This window comes from Sulfidibacter corallicola (assembly GCF_017498545.1).
Classification (GTDB): domain Bacteria; phylum Acidobacteriota; class Holophagae; order Acanthopleuribacterales; family Acanthopleuribacteraceae; genus Sulfidibacter; species Sulfidibacter corallicola.
In genome coordinates, this window is record NZ_CP071793.1 from 11,251,698 (window position 1) to 11,271,771 (window position 20,074).

Here is a 20,074-nt window from a genome sequence, read left to right on the forward strand (position 1 = left end):
TGTCCCATCAGATTTGGATTCCCGATTCGTATTCCGGCCGCACCGGCGTTGGGAGGTTTTCATGAGAACCTATTGGCCCCGCATCATGATGATGCATTCCTGTCCCCTGATCGACGCATACGAACAGGGCCGCCATCACAAAGTGATCGACCGCTTTTTCCCGGGCGGGGATACCGGCGGGGTGCCGATCGCCCTGCGTTGGGTCACGAAGCCGCTGTACGGCTTTTGTCGACGGCCGTTCCGCGTGTTCCGGCGCCAACGGCGCTACGACGACTTGAGCAACCACGGCGAGCCGATCCTCACGACACCGATCAGCTTCAACGGTACCCGCACGATCGAATTCGACAAGCCGATGTTCGACGTCGTCTTCAAGGTCAACTTTTCGTTCGCCCACGTGGACGTGGTGGTTCAGGACGATACGTTCTACCCGATCGCCGGACAGAAGATCCGCATGTTGTCCTCGGGATGGGGACGGTTCCGAACCCACGGGATGTGCAGCATCAAGTTTTCGGGAAACTGCACCGTCGAGCGAATTCACGCAATCGATCAGAACGTCATGATCAATCTGCCCGACTGGGACGAGCCCGTGCAATTCGTGGGTTTCCCCTACGCGGACGACGACATCGCCGCGCCGGCCTACCATGCCGAGCCGCAAGGTTACGCGGGCAGCCTGACCGACGGTCTCCATGCCGCCACGCAACGGTTGGACATCGCGGCCCTGATGCAGCTAGACTGCCCACCCATTCCCGGCGTGGCCAGTTCGCCGGCGTGGAAAGCGCCCGACTCGGCGGTCTACCTCCAAAACCTTCGCGACGGTCTGCATAGCGGAGAGTCGATTCTTCACGCGGTCACGGCGTGCCTGAACGAGACCGACGATTACGTGTACCACAATCAGCAGAAGGATTTCGTGCTGGACAAAGTGCTGCGCGGCATCAACCAGGTGGGCCAACCCGCCACCGATACCCGCGAAAACAAACTCGCGTTGCCCGTGGTTTCGACGACGTTGATGAATGCGGCCACGGACAGCCTGGCCGCCACCGGATTGGGCTACGGCACCATCGATTTCCCACCCGAATCCGGGATGGGTGGCCGGCCGACGCGCGAGTTCCCTCGGTGGTTCACCTACCCGCCAGGTCGGTTCGATGTGCCCTTCGATTACATGGTGAGCTATTACATTCACTATCTGGCACCGACCGGCCCCGACAAGGATCCGGAGCCGCGCGAGATGGATCTGGCCGCCATTGCCGAGTTCCGCGGCGAGCCGGAGGACGCCCTGAACCTGGAGGTCGCGATCCAGCACCAGGACCGTCCGGTCCAGCCCGATCTCCCCTTCATGCAGGCTCGCAAACTGAGCTGGGACCGGCCGGAGCTGATCCAAGGTTGGGGCATCGCCGCGGCACGTGCGGGTCAAGATCCAGAGATGCTGAACCTGCCCCGATCGGGTGGCGGTTACCAGCCGTTCATCGCCCAGCGCGCCCTGTTCAACGGCGGCAAGAAAACGCATTATTTGGACAAGCTGGCCGCCCAGCCGATCACCGGCCAGAAGCAGACCACCTATCATGTGATCGGGACCGACGTATTCGGTCGGTGGAGTGACTGGAGCGATGTGGCCTTCATCGCCCAGGCGCCCGACGTGAAAGGGCCCGGCATCAAGCAGGTGACCTTCGTGCCCTACGATCCGACCGATGAAACGGGCGATCTCGTCATCGATTTCGCCTGGGACTGGTCGGACCGCAGTCCCCGTCGCATTCGGTTCTCCGGGAAGTTCTTCGCGGCCGACGGCACCACGCCCGGTACCACGCCGCCGAACTTCTTCGCGCTCGACAAGACGACCAACGCGGCACCGATCGTGATCACCTTCGATGTGAACCAGAACCCCTTCAAGCAGTCGGGTCCACCGGCCCAAGTGGCCTTCCTCGAGGCATTGGATCAGGATCCGAATGCGGACGTGCGTGTCTACCGGTTGACGGTTTCCAACGTGCGGTTCGCGTTCACCGCCACGGTCAAGAAACTGGGCTACGCGGTGTATGCGGTCGGCTACGAGAAGATTCGGCCGTTCGAGCCCAGTGACCCGGTCGGACCGGCCACGGTATACGCCCAGGATCCCAAGCCGCCGGCCCTGTCCTTCAATCTCCCCGACGTGACCTGGACCACGCCACCGGACGCGACCGGCAAGGGCCGCGTCAAGCTGACCTGGCCGCCGGCATCCAACGCGGTGGGTTACATGGTCTGGTACAGTTCGGAGACCGCACTGCTTGAGGCCGCCAACCAGGCGCCGCCCGCCACCATCGACAGTCGCGCGGAAGCCTGCAAGAACATCGTGGCGAATGCCTACGACAATCAGGACGAAGATGCGATTCGTGTCTTCACGCGAATCAACGACACGCCCATTCCGCAGACCGAGTTCGAGGCCGAGGTCACCTCCAGTTCGGATATCCTGCACCTCTACCGGGTCTCGGCGGTGAGCGCGACCAATGTGGAGTCACGTCGCTCGCGCTCGGTTTTCGCGGTGGGCATTCCCAAGGTCGTCAAACCGGGTCGGCCAGGACTGCTGTTGCGCAAGCACGCCAACGGGGTCAAGGTCGTCGCGATTCCGGGGGACAAACCGGATCCGCTCGGGTTCCGGGTGTTCCGCTGCCGGCGCGAAGGCTTGACGGTCCATACCGGATTGATGGGTGCACCGATCTACGACGAGAACGCGGGCTGGGGTGACGAGCAGGTGGTGGTCATGCGCGGTGAGCCGGCGGTGGCCTGCAAGACCCTGGTCGATCCGCTAGCGACGAGTTGGTATCCCTACTATTACCGGATCACGGCACTCGGGATTCCCGATCTCTTCGAAGGCCATCTGTCGGGAGAGTCCCAGGCATCGCAAGGCGGCGAGATCACCCCACATCCGGAGGGTCCGCCCCTGCTGAACCTGCAGAACTCCGTCTATGCCCACAAATCGAATCGATTCAACATCTACGGATTCACATCCGACGTGCCCGCCGGGTTGCCGCCGCTGGGACCGGCGACGATCGAGGTGTTCAACCTGGTCCTGGAAGGTCAAAAGACCCGGCGTGAACGCATTTACCACACCCATACCTGCACCTTGGATCGGCAATCCAATCTGCTGCCGAACCACTTGCACGGGTTCCTCCGCAAAAAGATCTACAACAAACTGAAAAGCGACGGGCCCTTCGCGCTGTTTTACCGGAGTCCGACGAACGCGTTTCCCATGCAGTACCGGCTGTTCGTCGAAACCTTCGACCCAAAACCCCCGGACGGCCAGCCCAAGGTCTTGACGCGCATCTTGAGGATCACCGATCCGCTGGGTCGATCGACCGAGCGCGAGATCGAGCAGGTCCTGGTTCAAGCGCCGGGGTGAACCCACGGTGAACGGAAAGCCAACGTATACGAGGGAGTGAAGTTATGACGGTCATCGGAAATGTGGTCGGGAAGGTAGGCATCGATGCCTTCGGCATGAGCATGTCGCGGATCTGTTGGTCGCCGTTTTGGGCACCGGACAACGGCACGGCGCCCGGGGCGATCGTCGTGGACGATCCGCCCGGCGCACCGCCGATGACGATCGGGGCCACGACCGGACAGCCTCACTTTGCCGACGGGACACCGGCACTTTGGGCCGCGCTGTTGCCGGGATTCGTTCAAGAGATCGATCCCGCCGCCAACGATCCCGCCAAACAGTTGGACGTGCGCCTGATCCGGGCCGACGGTCAACCGGAGAGCGGCACCGGCATTCTGCACACGGTGTTTCCCCAGGCCTATCTGCGCCTGTGCCGGCTCTACACCTCCATCGAAGGGGCCTTGCCGCCGGCGCCCGGTCGCGGCGTACCGGTGCGGCCCGTCCCGTACTACCTTTTCTATGCGACCGACGACATGAACCACAACACCGGCAAGTTGTTGAGCGGCAACGTCAACACGGGCGACGAGCTGGGTCATTTTCGCGAGATGCGGGTCTACGATATCGATGGCATGCCGATCGATCCGGCGGCGATGTTGTCCGTACTCAGTATTCTCGTGCTTCACTATCCCAGCTTGATGTGGTTGCCCCAGATCGCGGCGGATGCGACTGCCGGCAACGGGGTCACCGCTGTGGCTCGCAGTGCGAGCGGTGTCCTGAACGGAGGGCCGATCACCACGAGGGTGCGGCTTTGCGATCACGCGGGCACGCCCGTCACGGATGCGGCGACGAATTTCTCGGGGTTGACGGCGGTCAACGCCACGGCGGGCATCTACCAGGTTACCAACGTGCCTTCCACGATCAACCGCCAAGGGAACCTGTCGAACAGGGTGGTGTTCGGATCGGCCCACGGCGGGGCGCTTGGGGCCGCGTTCGCGGTACCCCAGTGGCAGGACCAGCGCGGGGCACTGGTGGGCACCATCGCGGATCCAGCCACCTTCGCGCTGGCCATGTACCGCGATTTCTTCAGCCTGCGGGTGATCGACATGGACAGCTTCCTGCTGGGTACGCCGCCGACCGGATTCGCCAGCGCCAATGGCGTCGCGCTGGAACAACCACCGCAAGTGCGCATGAACGAAACGCTCAACCTGCTGGCTAACGGCAACGAGGTTCTGGCCGCGGCGGGCGACCAGATCCCTGCCGCACCGAATCAAAGTCAGATCGTGGCCCAGTCGATTCAACCGACCCAGTTCACCGTGCCCACCGGCGCAGGGGCCAACACACTCTGGCCCGCCTTGTCATCGGGCGGCACGGGTCCGCAGCAATTGAATCCGGGGCTGGTCAACGGGCTGACCTTCACGGCTCAGTACATCGTGGACACGACGGCCACGCCGGTTACGACGCCCAACATCGCCCTCACCATCGCAGGCCTGCCAGGGGATGTGGCCGTGCGGGTCTATCCGCGCCGGTTCGTGGACGACGAGCGCGAGGCCCGGGGCGACGGCGACGGAGCGATCGTGCCGCCGGGTGGCGGTACCGTGACGTTGATCCTCTTCGATCCCTTCGGTTTGCTGCGAAGCGTGCCCCAAAAGCCGATTCCGACCTCGGCCATTTTGCGCTTCGACATGATGGTGGTGAGTGACCAGGTCGCGACGCCGACCGGGCCCCTGGTCAAGCGGCTCTACGGCAACATCGATCTCACCATCAACAGCGCAAGCACGGTCAACGATACCGCGTTGCCGGCACCCGCCGCGGGTAACGTCTTCGCAAACAACCCCCCTGGCGTCAACATGTTCCGTGGCACGTCCCGTTCCGAGATCATCGACCGGCGGCCGAACGCGTTCATCGATTCGCCGATCGCGGGGCCCGCCAATCTGGTGGATCTCCTCAACAACCTGGTGGGAGTCGAGACCGGTGCGGACGGGATTACGCCGCGAGAACACACCCGCCTGCCGACGATGGCGTGTCGCGATCTGGTCGTGTCCACCTTCAACGCGGGCGTGATCAGCGGTGGGCGGTTGGACACGCGGGCGGTCACGGGTCAATCCCGTCTGGGCGCACCGGGCAGTCGTTGGGGGCTGGAGCATCAGAGTGCCGGCGTGGGCGCTCAGGGCGGGCGGTTGGCCTATGATCTGGCTCGTCTGGCGCTGCGGCGGTCCCAGTACATGCCGCTCAGTCTGGTCAACATCCTGCCGGACACGTGGAACCCGCCGGCGGTGGGGACAGGCACCTTCGCAGGGGCCGTGCTCCAGAACACCGCGCCGTTGGTTGAAATGCCAAACCTCTTTTATCTCAAGGATGATATGAACGCCTTTGCGACCGCACGGGCCGGCTGGACGGCATCCAACCGGATGGCCAATCTCTTCAATTGGATCACCACCACACTGGACACCAAGACGGTGACCGTCGAGGGCCAGAACATTCCCGTTCAGCTCCTGAGCGGGCAGCTCAACGACGTGCTCAACACGATCAACACCAACATCACCAATCCCGGGCTGGTGACCAACCAGACCACGGCGCGGGACCGAGTGTACGCCGAGTTGGAGCGGCGGCTGGTGTCGGCGGTTTACGGTCGGCGCGACACCGAGTGGGCGCTGACCAAAGGGATCAACCATGCGCGGCGGTTCATTTATATCGAGTCTCCTGGATTGTGCAGCACGCGCCTGGACAGCAATGGCGCGCCTGCGAGCGACGATTTGCTGAACGTCATCGCCAACCGCGTGATGCAGGTGCCGACCCTGCGTGTGGTGATCTGTATCCCTCGGTTTCCCGACTACCCCGAATCGGTTCCCGATTTCATTCAATACGAGTTGGCCGACCGTGCCAATCGCCTGCTGAGCCTAACGGCTGGGCGGGTGCGGGCCTTCCATCCCATTGGGTTTCCCGGTCGTCCCGTGCGCCTGGACACGACCACCGTCGTGGTGGACGACGTCTGGGCGCTGATCGGTTCGTCGACACTGCGGCGGCGAGGTCTGAGTTTCGACGCCAGCAGCGACTTGGTCCTGACGGACACCGTCTACGAGCGCGGACACTGCCCGGCGATCGCCGAGTTCCGGCGTCGTCTCATGGCCAGCCGTCTGGGTTTGGCCGCGACGGAGGGCAACATGACCCAGCCAAGCTTCGCCCGTCTGCGCGACGGGGTCGAAGCGTACGAAGTGGTGGATGACATGCTGCAAAACGGGGGCGCCGGTCGCATCGAACCGTTGTACGAACGCCCGGATCCGAACTTTGACCCGAGCGATTGGGCCTCGAAAGCCAACCCCGACGGCGCGACGGTCGCGAACGATCCTCAGCTCTGGGGCGAGCTGTGGGCGATTGCCAATCTGCTGATGGGGTGATGCAGGGGTCCTCCCACAGTGCGGACAGGGGGACAGACCCACGTTATCATTTCAAATAAAACAACTTATCTTTTCGATTTTCAATCTCCCCCGTTTCTCAACACAGCAGATGGTTCGGTCGACAGTTACCGCCTCCACATCGCTGATCCAAGGGGCACCTGAGTGGTCCCCAGGAGCGCTGAACTTCCCCAGGTTTTCTGGACAGACCAGCACTAATGGGGACAGGCTCACTTAAATAAGGTACAAACAAACCTAACCACCTGAACAGCTTACATAAACCTGTCCCCCCTCTCGGATACACGTCTAACTTGCACCATTGGAGCGAATGATGGTCAATAACGGTGTCACTTCTCTCTGGCCGCATCGCCCTGATCTCGGCGAGACCCTTTAGTTTTTGGTGGACCCTTAGAGCGCGAACGCTTTCTAGCGGAAGACTCGTGGTTGGTGCGTCCCAATATCAACTGACGCAACTCCACGGCTTGTCGAATCTGTTGGTGAAAAGCGTCCGATCCATAGGCTTGGCTGCGCCAATCCACCGGCCGTTTGGCCGCGAAATCCTCGCGCCATTCGGTCAATGCTTCCTCGTTCAAACAATGAGCCGCGATTCCGGTTTGGCCGGAAGGGACTTGTTTTTCGGGATGCAGGATTCGCATCGCTTGGTGATCCATCCAGGCGACGTAACTTCGTGCCCGATCCTCCTGGTCAATTTGGCGTAAGAAGCCCACCTCGGGAGGGGAAACGGCACGGTTGGCATCTTGGAGGCGCCTGTACTGCCCCGCCGAACACCATTCATAGTCGGAAGGACGTTCGCAAAGTCCAGCTCGCACAGGGTTTTGCTCGATATAGGCCATCACCCTCATCAAGCTTTGTTCATTTTCGATGACCTTGCTCTTGAATCGCCCGCCCCACATATGCCCGCTGGTGTCATTCGCTTTGTTGAAGGCTCTGGCCATCCGAGCATTAATTTCGGCCATGAATCTCGAGAGGTCCGTGAACCGCTCGTAGCATTTCTCTGCATACGTCTCTCGCCAAGGGCGTTTTGTCGCCAGTAACTTCTGGAGACGTTCGTAGCGGGCTTGAAGGTCCCTGGTGTCCAGAGGCGGGTGACGAACCTCGAGACACAAGTGGTAGTGATTGTCCATCAGAACCCAAGCCAGGATTTTTACATAGAAAATATCCGCCATGGATTCAATGATGTCTCGGCATTGGCCCTTGAAGCCCTTCACATATGTATCGCTCAGATAAAAAGCTTGCTGGGCAGTGCGTGTCATTACGTGGTAATGGGCGACGGGCAGGTCGAATTTGATTCGGGGTCTTCTACTCATGGTAGCCCCCAAATCCACCGGTGCGGGGCCTTCCACCCAAAGTCGAACTTGCCATTTGGGTTCGAGCGATAATTGTTTCTAAGGAAATCCCATGCGATCTTTCCCAGTAGGTGCCGCCACCAAAGATGGCAGCGCCTACAGATCCATTGAGCCACACCAACTTTTGGAGGACGCCGAGATCAATGTCATCGTCGCGAGCCAAACATTCATGATCACAATCAGACGGAGATTTTGACCAGCGCAGACATAGCTGGAACGACCAAGCAAAGCTATATTGTGAGGGATTTCGTGGTTTTTGTCTGATCCTAAAATGCCACCGTCGAAAAGAGTGGAACTCTAGCCAAAAAGGCCATCTGTTGAACCAGTCAATAAAGGAAAACGAAATCTCAAAAAAGTATGAACCAACGAGTTTCATATCTCGACTCCAGTGAGTCGAGGCCTGACACAACCGATCTCAGCGAAACGTCGATGGTTTGTCAAGCACTAAAGGAGGAATATTCCATTTAATAGGCGATCATCGCGCTCCAGTTTGAACGCCCGCACGCATATCCTATTCAGCCAGTATTGGGATATGGAGATACAGGTAATCGTGAAGGGAGGCATGATTGGGCAGGACATGATCGGTGGATTGGCGGGGGACAGGCATGCGTAAACCATTGACAAAATTAATGGTAATCTCTCTGCAACCCATTTAGGTAGGGATTGATTTTACCTGTCTCCTACCACGATGTAAGATTTATTCGATCAGCATCTAGGTTGGGGGTTCGAATTGTCTGATTCTGTTTCCATTCTCTTAATGAGCGGTAGTGTCAGAGGCGGTTCATACACCCGGTCCCTGACTCAATCCATCGCAGCCTGTCTCGAAGACGCCGGACAAATGGCCATTCATTGGTGCCTCCATGACAAGCCGCTTCCAATTGCGGATCCAAGTTTTTTGAAACCATCGGGCTCTTTCCAAGCCGACATAGTGCAAGAGTTGGTAGAAACCGCGGCAAGATGCGACGGTCTTGTATTGGCCTCACCGATCTACCACAACTCATTTTCAGGTGTTTTGAAAAATGCACTCGATCATCTCTCCAGCCGTCAATTGGCGTTTAAGGCTTGCGGCTTGGCGAGCCATGGAGGTCATCGCACCAGCCAAGCTGTCGATCAGCTACGCCTTATTGCGCGCAGCGTGCAGAGTGTGGCAATTCCCACCCAAGTCTGCACCGATCGGGACGATTTCGAGATCCGCGCGGACGGCATCCCAGCTCTAGTGGCTCAAGACATACTGCAACGACTCGTTCGTTTCTGTGATGAAATGGTTCGGTTTTCCCTGATGCTTCGGACCATGCGCGAAAAGCAAGTACGCGAGATTTGATCGATGAGGTTCCTGATCATTGATCACTCGGGTCCGAAGCACCCTAGGGGTCGGTAGGTTTGACTTTCCTACAGGCCGTGGCCCGCCTGAATAAATCGTTTCGGTAATTCCTACAACCCCAGCAATTGCTCCTTTTCGAATGGGGCCATCCTGTGACCTGCCGCGATTAAGAAAAGTGTCGACCACGTTTGGATTTGAATGCCTGACGTGCAACTTCGACTTCGGCCCTAATCGCACAGTCCTCGACATGATCGTTGATGAGTCCCATCGCCTGCATGAAGGCATAAACCGTGGTCGGCCCGACGAATTTCCAACCTTGCTTTTTCAGATCCTTCGACAAGGCAACCGATTCCGCGGAGGTCGACACGGCCTGTGGTTTCGCGAGCTGCTTCGGATCGGGTTCGTAACGCCAGATGAAGGCGGCGAGCGAACCTTCCCGTTCGACGAGCTCCTGTGCTCGCTGAGCGTTGTTGATGACCGCCTCGATCTTGCCGCGATGGCGCACGATACCTTTATCCTCGAGCAGGCCCGCCAAGTCACGCTGAGTGAAACGTGCAATCTTGTCGAAATCGAAATTGCTGAATGCCTTGCGAAAGTTTTCGCGTTTGGCGAGAATGGTGCGCCAGCTCAATCCGGATTGGAAACCCTCCAAACTCAACTTTTCGAATAGGCGATGATCATCGACGACCGGAAACCCCCATTCGGTATCGTGATAGCCGAGAAACTCAGGCGCGGCGCCACACCAACGGCAACGTGATCTCCCATCGGGACCGGAAATGGTCATACCCATCCATGACCTCCTTTTATTACTATCACTAAATAACCAGTCATCCGAGAAGAAACGTCAGCCGATCATCAACTTTCGATGGGGTGAACTCGATAATCTCCGCACTTACGACATCATTCTGCACAAATGGATCGGTATTCACCCGGTCATGAAGATCCGGTAACGAAGTTCCATATGCCACAATCCCGCCTCCCAAATTGGGCTGAAGGCTACCGATCAGCAAAAACACCCCATCGTCCATACCTTCCTTGATCCACGCCTTATGGCCTGCCATAAATCGAGGAGCTTGATTTTTGTTATCGGAAAATTTCAACAGTACGATAAACATAGACATCTCTTCCTCCATTACTAAAGTTAACAAACCGGGTCTATCGCTTGACTTTTGTCATAAAGCAAGTGTTAACCCGTTTCCTGATCACTGTGTTCATTAGGCACGACGTGTTCGGTGTACGCCTTCAACCAGTCGCACATCTGCTTTACTTCTTGTTGGATGAATTTTTCATCGTTAAAGGCGTTCGCCAATGTAGCCACACCCTGACTGCGGGCAAGAAGATGCATGGCCAGGTCGTCTGCATCCTCCTCACGACCCAGCAACCCGAATTGCCTGCACAGCCAAGTTCGAAACAACGTAAACAACCTGTTTGCATCTGATTGCGAAGGGTGATCCAGTTTCGCGAGTTCAGAGCACAATGTTCCAACCGGACAGCCGTAGCGTTTGATTTTTTCACCGTTCGCAATCAAAATATGAATAAAGCTCCGGATGCGATCTGCAGGATGGTCACCTTCGATTTCCCACTGTGCCAACATGCTCCGGGTTTTGGTCAAACGCACGTTGATGACTGCATCCAGAATGTCATCTTTGGTTTTAAAGTGATAGTAAAAATTACCGCGCGAAATTTTCACGTTTTTGGCAATGTCCGAAAACGAAGTATGCTCAAAACCCCGTTCGTAGAAAAGCGTGTCTGCAGCCTCAACTATGTGCTCTCGTGTTTTCTTGTGACTCATAAAAAGCGCCTTTCGTTCAGGTATGGACAGCATCCAGAACAGGATCCTTGGTTCGCTTAGCTTCGACTGTCCACTGGAATTTGGGGGGATCGACCTCGCTCAATGACGAGCTTGCCCGGCAACGACCTACTTCAGGACGCCAGGCCAAGAACAGCATTTCAAAGGCGAAACAACGATTCGAGAACATCAGGTCCTCTTGTCCTAGTGATTCAAACTAGGACAGACGTCCTAATTCAGAACTTTAGGACATTTGTCCTAAGGCGTCAAGTACCTAAAAGAGATCAGAGGGAAGGACATGCATCATTCGTTGGGAACCAACGCACACGACCTTCTCTGCCATTCTTCCTCATTGGGAAAGCCCAGGGATAATTCGTAGCAATCAAATGGCCTGATGACGCCTTTACATCCCAGCCATTTATTTTTTAGACGCTTACGTTTACCTGTCCCCCACTTACCCTTACCTACTTAGCGTTTATTGGATGACAGCGATTTGGCGATTGGGAAATCGGGTTTCGCCGATAGCGGTGCAAAAATCGAATTTCATTCGGCCAAGGTGTAGTAGGCTGAGGCCGGATCCCATCGCTCCCAATCTAGACGACGCCGAGGAATGCCATGCTTTGCCTATTGCTCCTTGCCACGATGACTCTCTCCGAGAAGGCACCAAATGATGATATCGAAAGTGTGCGTGTTCGATTCGAGGCGTTCTCCAATGCTTACCGCAATGTGGATCTTCATCGCCTGGACGCCATGCTGGCCGACGAATACCTGCATATCAACAATGGAGGCAAGCCACTGGATAAAAAGGCGTGGATGAATTGGAACCGCCAACGGCGGCAATGGCTCGATGCCGGACAGTTGAAGATCGATCGCTACGACACCGACGAAATTCAAATCGTCGTCAAGGGCGACACGGCCGTGATTGTCGGACGCATTCAAAGCGCAGGAACACGACAAGGCAAGCCGTTCGAAGTGGATATCCGCTTCACCAACGTCTGGGTCAAACGAGGTGGCACTTGGCTCCGATTGGCCTTCCACGACGCCCCCAGTCGCCCCTAATGGGCTCGACGTCCCTCTCCCACCCCACGTCATTCGAGGTCGAATGAGCAGGGAGGCATTAGGCCAGAGGCTGATAAGCTGGAGCCGGAGCGGGGACAGGAGCCGGAGCGGGGGCAGGCACACACAAACGCTTCATTTGAATTACTTTGTACCCAGCCACCGTTTACCTTTCGAACCGCGAAACTAGTTGGAACCGTTCCCAGCTTTTTGATTGCCTTCGAGCCTGGGAGTTTTTGGTAGGTTTGAACATGACTCTTTTCGGAGACCCTCACCTATGAGGAATGCGGGGGGACAGGCACTCACAACCCTGACGCAAATGCGGGCAAATGTGGGCAAATGTGGGGACAGGCACACACAACCTGTTTTGTTGGAACCACATCACAAGCAACCAACGCATCAATCAGCGGTGGCGGCACCGCTTGCATCGTCTGACGCAAATGCGGGGACAGGCACACACAACCTTCACAAGCAACCAACGCCGCTTGCATCGTCTGACGCAATTGCGGGCAAATGCGGGGGGACAGGCACACACAACCCCGCTTGCATCGTCTGACGCAAATGCGGGGACAGGGAAATGCGGGGACAGGCACACACAACCTTCGGAGACCCTCACCTATGAGGAATGCGGGGGGACAGGCACACACAACCCTGACGCAAATGCGGGCAAATGTGGGAAATGTGGGGACAAGCACACACAACCTGTTTTGTTGGAACCACATCACAAGCAACCAACGCCGCTTGCATCGTCTGACGCAATTGCGGGCAAATGCGGGGGGACAGGCACATACAACCCCGCTTGCATCGTCTGACACAAATGCGGGGACAGGCACACACAACCTGTCAATCAGCGGTGGCGGCACCGCTTGCATCGTCTGACGCAAATGCGGGGACAGGCACACACAACCTGTTTTGTTGGAACCACATCACAAGCAACCAACGCCGCTTGCATCGTCTGACGCAAAGGCGGGGGAGTCGCCCCTAATGGGCTCGACGTCCCTCTCCCACCCCACGTCATTCGAGGTCGAATGAGCTGGGAAGCATTAGGCCAGAGGCTGATAAGCTGGAGCCGGAGCGGGGACAGGCACACAAGGCCGGATGGGGGACAGGCACACACAACCTGTTTTATTGGAACCACATCACAAGCAACCAACGCATCAATCAGCGGTGGCGGCACCGCTTGCATCGTCTGACGCAAATGCGGGGACAGGCACACACAACCTGTTTTGTTGGAACCACATCACAAGCAACCAACGCATCAATCAGCGGTGGCGGCACCGCTTGCATCGTTTGACGCAAATGCGGGGACAGGCACACACAACCTGTCAATCAGCGGTGGCGGCACCGCTTGCATCGTCTGACGCAAATGCGGGGGAAATGCGGGGACAGGCACACACAACCTGTTTTGTCGTCTGACGCAAATGTGGGGACAGGCACACACAACCTGTTTTGTTGGAACCACATCACAAGCAACCAACGCATCAATCAGCGGTGGCGGCACCGCTTGCATCGACGGGGCTCCCATGTCGCACACCGATCTTCGTGCCACGGGGGCGTCCGACAGCCTGTCTCCCCGAGGCATGGTTGAGATCTTCGTACCGCGGGGGCGTCCGACAGCCCGGCCCCCGAGGCACGGTTGTCAGGGCGCGGCGGTTTGGCTATGATGTGAGCCTTCTTCAAATTGTGCGACACACCCGATTCCCACCCTCGCCAGGTGAGCACCCGCTCTTACCCGTTGGAGCCCCCATGCTGCAATTTCAATCCGTGACCAAGCGCTTCGGGCCACGCGCCGCAGTTGACCGCGTCTCCCTCACCATCGGCCACGGCGAGATCTTTTCGCTCCTGGGCCCGAGCGGCTGCGGCAAAACCACCCTCCTGCGCATGGCCGCCGGATTCGAAAGCCCGGACGCGGGACGCATCCTCCTCGCCGATGAGGACATCACCGAGCTCCCGCCCAACCGACGCGCCCTCAACACGATCTTCCAGAACTACGCACTCTTCCCCCACCTGAATGTTCGCCGCAACATCGCCTTCGGCCCGCGCCTGGCCGGATGGACCAAAGCACGCATCGCCGACGAAACAGATCGCCTGCTGCACCTGGTCCAACTGGAAAGCCACGCCGATCACAAGCCGGACACCCTCAGCGGCGGCCAAAAACAACGGGTCGCCCTGGCTCGCGCGCTGATCCTCAAGCCCCGCATCCTCCTACTGGACGAACCCTTCGCCGCCCTCGACCTGCAACTCCGCCGCCGCATGCTCCTGGAACTGGAACGACTCCAACGCGAAATCGGCGTCACCTTCGTGTTCGTCACCCACGACCAGACCGAAGCCATGAGCATCAGCCACCGCGTGGCCGTCATGGCGGATGGCCGCATCCTCCAATCGGGCACCCCACGCGAGATCTACGACCGACCAGCCAACCGATGCGTGGCCGCCTTCATCGGTGACGCCAACCTGCTGAACGGAGTCCTGAACGCCGGAGATTCGGGTCTCCACCTCGCCACCGAGGCCGGACCGCGCATCCCCATTCACCAAACGGAACCCTGGATGACCACCGGCACGGCAGCCACGCTGTGCCTGCGACCCGAACACCTGACACTGTGCACCGCGGAACCCCCGGCCGAGCCAGGCCGCGAAGCATTACTCGGAACGGTGCGCGACGCGATCTACCTGGGCACCCACACCCAATTCGTGGTGGCGGCGGCCGATCGCGACTGGATCGCCCTGCAACACCACGGTGGTCCAGGCGAGGCGCGCTTCCTCCCGTCGATCGGTGACGACCTCTGGCTGACGTTCGATCACCGACACTGTCGCCCGCTGCCCAACGCGCCCCACACCACACCGCCCCCCAACGAAGGGGCCACCCCGTGAGCCCCACGAATCGCCAAGGCTGGCTGGCCCTGCCCTCACTCGCCTGGCTCACGGTCTTTTTTGCCGCGCCCACCTTCATCATTTTGGGACTGTCCTTCAAACCGGCGACGGTGACCGGTGGCTTCGGCGAGGGCTGGTCGCTCGCGGCCTGGCACATGCTGTGGGACCCGATCTACCTCGCGATCGCCTGGCGCACCCTCTGGCTGAGCTCGGCCACCACCGCGATCTGCATCACCCTCGCCCTGCCGGTGGCCTATTATCTGGCCAGGTGCGCGCCGCGACGCCGGCGCCTGCTGCTGATCGCCGTGATCCTCCCCTCCTGGACGAACTTCCTCGTTCGGGTCTTCGCCTGGAAAACGCTGCTGCACCCCCAGGGCCTGCTCAAGCAATTGCTCGACGCCACCAGCCTCATCGCGCCCAACCAACCGCTACTCTACAATCCCGGTGCCGTCCTGCTGGTCCTGGTCTACACCTACCTGCCCTTCGCCATCCTGCCGCTTTACGCCGCCGCCGATCGCTTCGATTTCGGCTTGCTCGATGCGGCCCGCGACCTGGGCGCCAACGCCCTCACCGCCTTCGTGCGCGTGTTCCTTCCCAACGTGGCGCACGGCATCGGCGTGGCCGTGCTGATGGTGTTCGTCCCCGCCCTGGGCTCCTACGTCATTCCCGAACTGGTCGGCGGCGTCCACGCCGAAATGATCGGCAACAAAATCGCCCAACGCGCCTTCATCGACCGAAACCTGCCGCTGGCGGCGGCCCTGGGCTCCTGCCTGATGCTGGTCGTGCTGCTGCCGATGTGGGCACGCATGGCCTGGACGCGCAAAGGCACCGACCCGAAGGGACCCTCGAACCCCGCATCCGAACCGAACGAACCGGCGGGAGGCGCCCGGTGATCAAGCGCTTCTCCTGGACCGCGACCACGACCTGGCTGGTACTGCTCTTTCTGCACTTGCCGGTCGCGGTGCTCATCGCCTACTCGTTCAACGCCTCGCGCTACGGCGGTCGCTGGCTGGGCTTTTCGTTCAAATGGTACGAACGTTTGTTCCGCGACGACGAAATTTGGCGAGCCTTGGGTTACAGCGTGGCCATCGGACTCGCGGCGACCCTGCTCTCCCTGATCTTGGGGGTCAGCGGCGCCCTGGCCCTGCACCGGGCCCGCTACCGTCTGCGCGGCCTCCATTTCTCGCTGCTGTACCTGCCGCTGGCGGTGCCCGATATCTTGATGGGCATCAGCCTGTTGCTGTTCTTCGTGCTTCTCCAGGTACCCCTCGGCGTCCTCACCATCGTCGCCGCACACACCAGCTTTTGCGTGAGTTACGTGTGCATGGTCGTGCTTGGCCGCCTGCAGACCTTCGACTTCACCAGCATCGAAGCGGCCCGCGACCTGGGGGCGACACCGTGGCAGGCGGCCCGCCTGGTCCTGCTTCCTCGATTGGTGCCCGCGATGGTCTCCGGCGGGCTGCTGGCCTTCACGCTCTCGATGGACGATTTCGTGATCACTTTTTTCGTGAGCGGACCCGGTTCGACCACCTTACCCCTGCGCATCTACAGTATGATCAAACACGGATCTCCCCCACTCATCAACGCGCTCTCCACCCTGCTGATCGTCTTCACCGCAGCCGTGATCGCCGTGGCACAACGCTTTACCAAAGAGGTACCCCGAACATGATCCAGCCTATTCCGTCACCTCCCTCCCGTGCACGACGTTTGGCGCAGCTCACCGCGTTGCTGCTTTCGCTGATCGTGCTGGGATGCGGCACCTCTGCGCCCCCACCCGATTCCGGCACCGCCACCACCCCATCCGAAGCTCCTGCGAACGGCGAGCCCGACGTGCTCCACGTCTATATCTGGTCCGACTACCTGGACGGCGACCTGGTCACGCGTTTCGAACGGGAAAACCAATGCCGGGTCGTGCTGGACTACTTCGATTCCAACGAGGCGATGTACGCCAAGCTGAAGGCCGGCGGCGGTGGCTACGACGTGCTGGTCCCCTCCAGCTATATCCTTCCACTCCTGGTAAAGGAAAACCTGGTGCAGCCACTGGACCCCTCGGCCATCCCCCACCGGGAACACATCGACCCCAATTATCGCAAGCTCCTGCCGGATCACGAGATGAAGCACAGCGTGCCCTACATGATGAGCTACACCGGAGTCGGTTACCTGCGCAGCATGGTGGGTGACCTGGCACCCTCGTGGAACGTGTTCGCGCGCCAGGACCTGAAAGGGGTCATGACCCTGCTCGACGACCCGCGCGAGACCATCGGCGCCGCACTGAAACTCAACGGCCACAGCCTCAACAGTTTGGACGACACGGCCTTGGCCCAGGCCCGCGACACGGTCATCGGCTGGAAACGCCATCTGGCCAAGTTCGAAAACGCGCAATACCACCACGGTCTGGCCTCGGCCGAGTTCCAGTTGGTGCACGGCTACAGCGGCGATGTGCTGCAGGTCCAGGTAGAAAATCCGGACGTGACCTTCTTCCTCCCCAAGGAAGGGTTCCCGCTGACCTGCGATCTGCTGGTCATCGCGTCGAAGGCCAAGGCACCCAAGCTGGCCCACAGGTTCATTAATTTCCTGCACACACCGGAAGTGGCGGCCAAAAATACCCAAACCGTGCGGTTCCTGTGCCCCAACACGGGCAGTTACCCGCTACTCCCGGCCGAGCTCCGCCAGAACCCGGCGATTTTTCCACCGGAAGAGGTCCTGGCACGTGCCGAATTCATCGAGGACCTGGGCAAGGACAACGAAAAGTACGTGAAGATTTGGGACGAGATCAAAGCCGCCCGCTGAAATCCGCCTCGACAACGACACCGTCCCGCAACCCTCGCCCAAGTCCCACCAGGAGCGAACCAAACACGAATCCGGATGAACAGGCCAGGAAGTCGAAGTGCGCCCTGACGTCCGGTACAGGATCGAACGCTTCTCCTCTTGAAACAAAGTGGTGTATTCAACCTGAGCTGGGTCTTGCCGTCGTCAAATCTGGATCAGGAAGGTAGGAATGATGGAAACCAGGAAAAGCAGGACCATGATGTGACACCAAATGCGGATTCTTTCCTGGTTTCCGATGTTCCTCGGTTCCTGCTAAATTCTTCGGATGAACGACCCATGGCCCTTCGCCAGAATCCAGATATAGTGTTTCTTTCTCGAAATCGAGTTGGGTGTGCCCGCTGGTGCGCGGCTCTTATGCAGCAAACCCTGTAACATTCGAAGGTAAAGATAAAAACAAAAAAAGGCGGATGTGCGGGGAGTTCGTCGAAAAATGTCGGCCCGGCGCCCTGGGCGGGTACGGCCGGTATGGCCCGGCACCTACTGCAACGTCGCCCCTCTCACAAATGCGGGAACTCCCAAACGATTCGCTTCGATTAGTTACCCACCTGAAACCCGGTGGCCGGTGTGCCGGTGGTTCGGCATACCGACCACCGGCATTCCGTGGTCCGGCATTCCGGCCCCCGGCCTGGGCGGCGACTCTGTACCAGGACGCCCGATTCAGGAAACTCGGAAAGGTAATTCCTATTTCGAAAAACAGAACAAGTTACGTGAACAGTAGTTCAATTTCATTGACGGCATTTTTTCCAATTTTAGCAATTTAACTTAAATTATCCAAAAAACGAATTCCGAACGAAACCAATTCGGCTCGCGTGCCACAAACAAAACAGGTGTGTGCCGATCGGCCCATCGCCCAACCGGTTTCGAACGGAATTCGAGTTCGCCTCGCTTCTTTCTCGTTTTCATCGTGTTAGCAAGTCATGCTCAAGTTCCGAGCATCATTTCTCGCGTGTAAAAAATACACGAAACCAAACGAGTTGCACGCCCCAAAAAAGAGCCCGACAGAGGTTGTCACTTATATATTTTTTGTCAAAATTCCGTAAAAAATTGATTTTTCGTCTCGAAAGTCACAAAACTCGCTGCATTTACACCTATTCCCCAAACAAATATCAAAAATCATATACATATGGGACTCCCATTTTTGAGCTATCTATGCAAACAACGCATTTCAGGAAAATATAAAACATCACGTCATTTTTGTTTGACATCGCGCCTTTCTTACGGTTTATTTCCACCTAAGTCGGGCTCCTCAGTCCCAGGCACACAAAAATTAGCCCGAATGGCCGTCAATCGTCCTCGATCTGAATCTGTGCTCATTCTCTCTTGACCTCCTTCGTTATTTTTTTGATTTTCGATTTTTTCCCGGAGCTCATATGATCACCTATTCGATCTTCCTGGTCTCGTTCCTGGCCCTTTTCCCCTCTCCCACCGAACCTTCCCTCGACCACTACGGTCAGGTTCTCGACAACCTCTATCGCGGCAAGAGCACCCAGGGCACCCTGGTGATGACCATCGTGACGCCCCACTACGAGCGAACACTACAGATGGACATGTGGACCCTGGGCCTCGACCACACCCTGGTCCGCCTTCGATCTCCGCGAAAGGAACGCGGCAACGGCAGCTTGAAGCGCGGCAACGAAATGTGGAACTACCTGCGCAAGATCGACAAGCTGGTCCGCATTCCGCCTTCGATGATGATGAGTTCGTGGATGGGCGGCGACTTCACCAATGACGACATCGTCCGCGACTCCAGTTGGTCCGAAGACTTCGACGCACGCCTCGGTCAGGCCGAGCCGGGCAGGGTCACGGTCATCTACCGCCCCAAGGAAAACGTGGCGGTGACCTGGTCACGCATCGAAGTGGTCTTCGACGAGACCAACGGCCTACCCACGACGCAGTCGTACTTCGACGAAAAGGAAGAAAAGGTACGCGTCCTGACTTACAGCGATGTGAAAGAAGTGGACGGGCGCCTGATTCCCACGACCCTGACGATGGACCCCATCAAGAAGGACGGCCAGTCCACACGCCTGGAATACCGCGAACTGAAATTCGACGTGGACCTGAAGGAAACATTTTTTACGACGGGCAAGTTGCGCAAAGGAATCTAGG

Annotated in this window: 13 protein-coding genes; 9 read left to right on the forward strand and 4 right to left on the reverse strand. The window is 58.5% G+C overall.

Features of this window, described 5'->3' with window-relative positions; translation table 11 throughout:
• The first annotated feature begins 61 nt into the window (after nt 1-61).
• Together J3U87_RS33295 and J3U87_RS33300 are read left to right on the forward strand one after the other, a co-directional pair.
• Nucleotides 62-3,367 carry a fibronectin type III domain-containing protein gene (locus tag J3U87_RS33295; RefSeq protein WP_237380249.1) on the forward strand — a complete coding sequence of 1,102 codons (3,306 nt, stop codon included), beginning with the start codon at nt 62-64 and terminating at the stop codon, nt 3,365-3,367.
• 44 nt (nt 3,368-3,411) lie between these two features.
• Nucleotides 3,412-6,738 carry a phospholipase D-like domain-containing protein gene (locus J3U87_RS33300; RefSeq protein ID WP_237380251.1) on the forward strand — a complete coding sequence of 1,109 codons (3,327 nt, stop codon included), beginning with the start codon at nt 3,412-3,414 and terminating at the stop codon, nt 6,736-6,738.
• A gap of 344 nt (nt 6,739-7,082) precedes the next feature.
• Here the strand turns inward: J3U87_RS33300 and J3U87_RS33305 are convergent, their stop codons facing one another.
• Nucleotides 7,083-8,063, reverse strand: coding sequence for a transposase (locus J3U87_RS33305; RefSeq protein ID WP_237380253.1), 981 nt, complete (start codon nt 8,061-8,063; stop codon nt 7,083-7,085).
• A gap of 769 nt (nt 8,064-8,832) precedes the next feature.
• Here J3U87_RS33305 and J3U87_RS33310 point away from each other — a divergent pair.
• On the forward strand, nt 8,833-9,423 hold the full coding sequence (locus J3U87_RS33310) for an NADPH-dependent FMN reductase (RefSeq protein ID WP_237380255.1): 591 nt from the start codon (nt 8,833-8,835) through the stop codon (nt 9,421-9,423).
• Nucleotides 9,424-9,589: 166 nt separating this feature from the next.
• On the opposite strand, the gene J3U87_RS33315 is transcribed toward J3U87_RS33310, so the two are convergent.
• The 3 genes from J3U87_RS33315 to J3U87_RS33325 all read right to left on the reverse strand — a co-directional run bounded on the left by J3U87_RS33315 (nt 9,590) and on the right by J3U87_RS33325 (nt 11,215).
• Entirely contained in the window at nt 9,590-10,213 is a 624-nt protein-coding gene (locus tag J3U87_RS33315; RefSeq protein ID WP_237380257.1) for a DNA-3-methyladenine glycosylase I, read from the reverse strand.
• A 37-nt stretch (nt 10,214-10,250) separates the two neighbouring features.
• Nucleotides 10,251-10,538: a YciI family protein gene (locus tag J3U87_RS33320; RefSeq protein WP_237380259.1), complete on the reverse strand. Its 288-nt coding sequence runs from the start codon at nt 10,536-10,538 to the stop codon at nt 10,251-10,253.
• Between the two features lie 71 nt (nt 10,539-10,609).
• Nucleotides 10,610-11,215 (reverse strand): TetR/AcrR family transcriptional regulator, encoded by a 606-nt coding sequence (locus J3U87_RS33325; protein ID WP_237380261.1) that lies wholly within the window; start codon nt 11,213-11,215, stop codon nt 10,610-10,612.
• Nucleotides 11,216-11,896: 681 nt separating this feature from the next.
• On the opposite strand from J3U87_RS33325, the gene J3U87_RS33330 reads away from it, so the two are divergent.
• The 6 genes from J3U87_RS33330 (at nt 11,897) to J3U87_RS33355 (ending at nt 20,073) form a co-directional block, all read left to right on the forward strand.
• Complete coding sequence (locus J3U87_RS33330; RefSeq protein WP_237380263.1) at nt 11,897-12,271, forward strand: nuclear transport factor 2 family protein; 375 nt, start codon at nt 11,897-11,899, stop codon at nt 12,269-12,271.
• Nucleotides 12,272-14,014: 1,743 nt separating this feature from the next.
• Nucleotides 14,015-15,139 carry an ABC transporter ATP-binding protein gene (locus J3U87_RS33335; protein ID WP_237380272.1) on the forward strand — a complete coding sequence of 375 codons (1,125 nt, stop codon included), beginning with the start codon at nt 14,015-14,017 and terminating at the stop codon, nt 15,137-15,139.
• The gene (locus J3U87_RS33340) at nt 15,136-16,032 is read left to right on the forward strand and encodes an ABC transporter permease (protein WP_237380274.1); all 897 of its coding nucleotides are present in this window, start codon (nt 15,136-15,138) and stop codon (nt 16,030-16,032) included. The genes J3U87_RS33335 and J3U87_RS33340 overlap by 4 nt, the downstream gene beginning before the upstream one ends.
• Nucleotides 16,029-16,808: an ABC transporter permease gene (locus J3U87_RS33345; RefSeq protein ID WP_237380276.1), complete on the forward strand. Its 780-nt coding sequence runs from the start codon at nt 16,029-16,031 to the stop codon at nt 16,806-16,808. The genes J3U87_RS33340 and J3U87_RS33345 overlap by 4 nt, the downstream gene beginning before the upstream one ends.
• Complete coding sequence (locus tag J3U87_RS33350; RefSeq protein WP_237380278.1) at nt 16,805-17,929, forward strand: polyamine ABC transporter substrate-binding protein; 1,125 nt, start codon at nt 16,805-16,807, stop codon at nt 17,927-17,929. The genes J3U87_RS33345 and J3U87_RS33350 overlap by 4 nt, the downstream gene beginning before the upstream one ends.
• 1,409 nt (nt 17,930-19,338) lie before the next feature.
• Nucleotides 19,339-20,073, forward strand: a complete 735-nt coding sequence (locus J3U87_RS33355) for an outer membrane lipoprotein-sorting protein (RefSeq protein WP_237380280.1) — start codon at nt 19,339-19,341, stop codon at nt 20,071-20,073.
• Nucleotide 20,074: the final 1 nt, after the last annotated feature.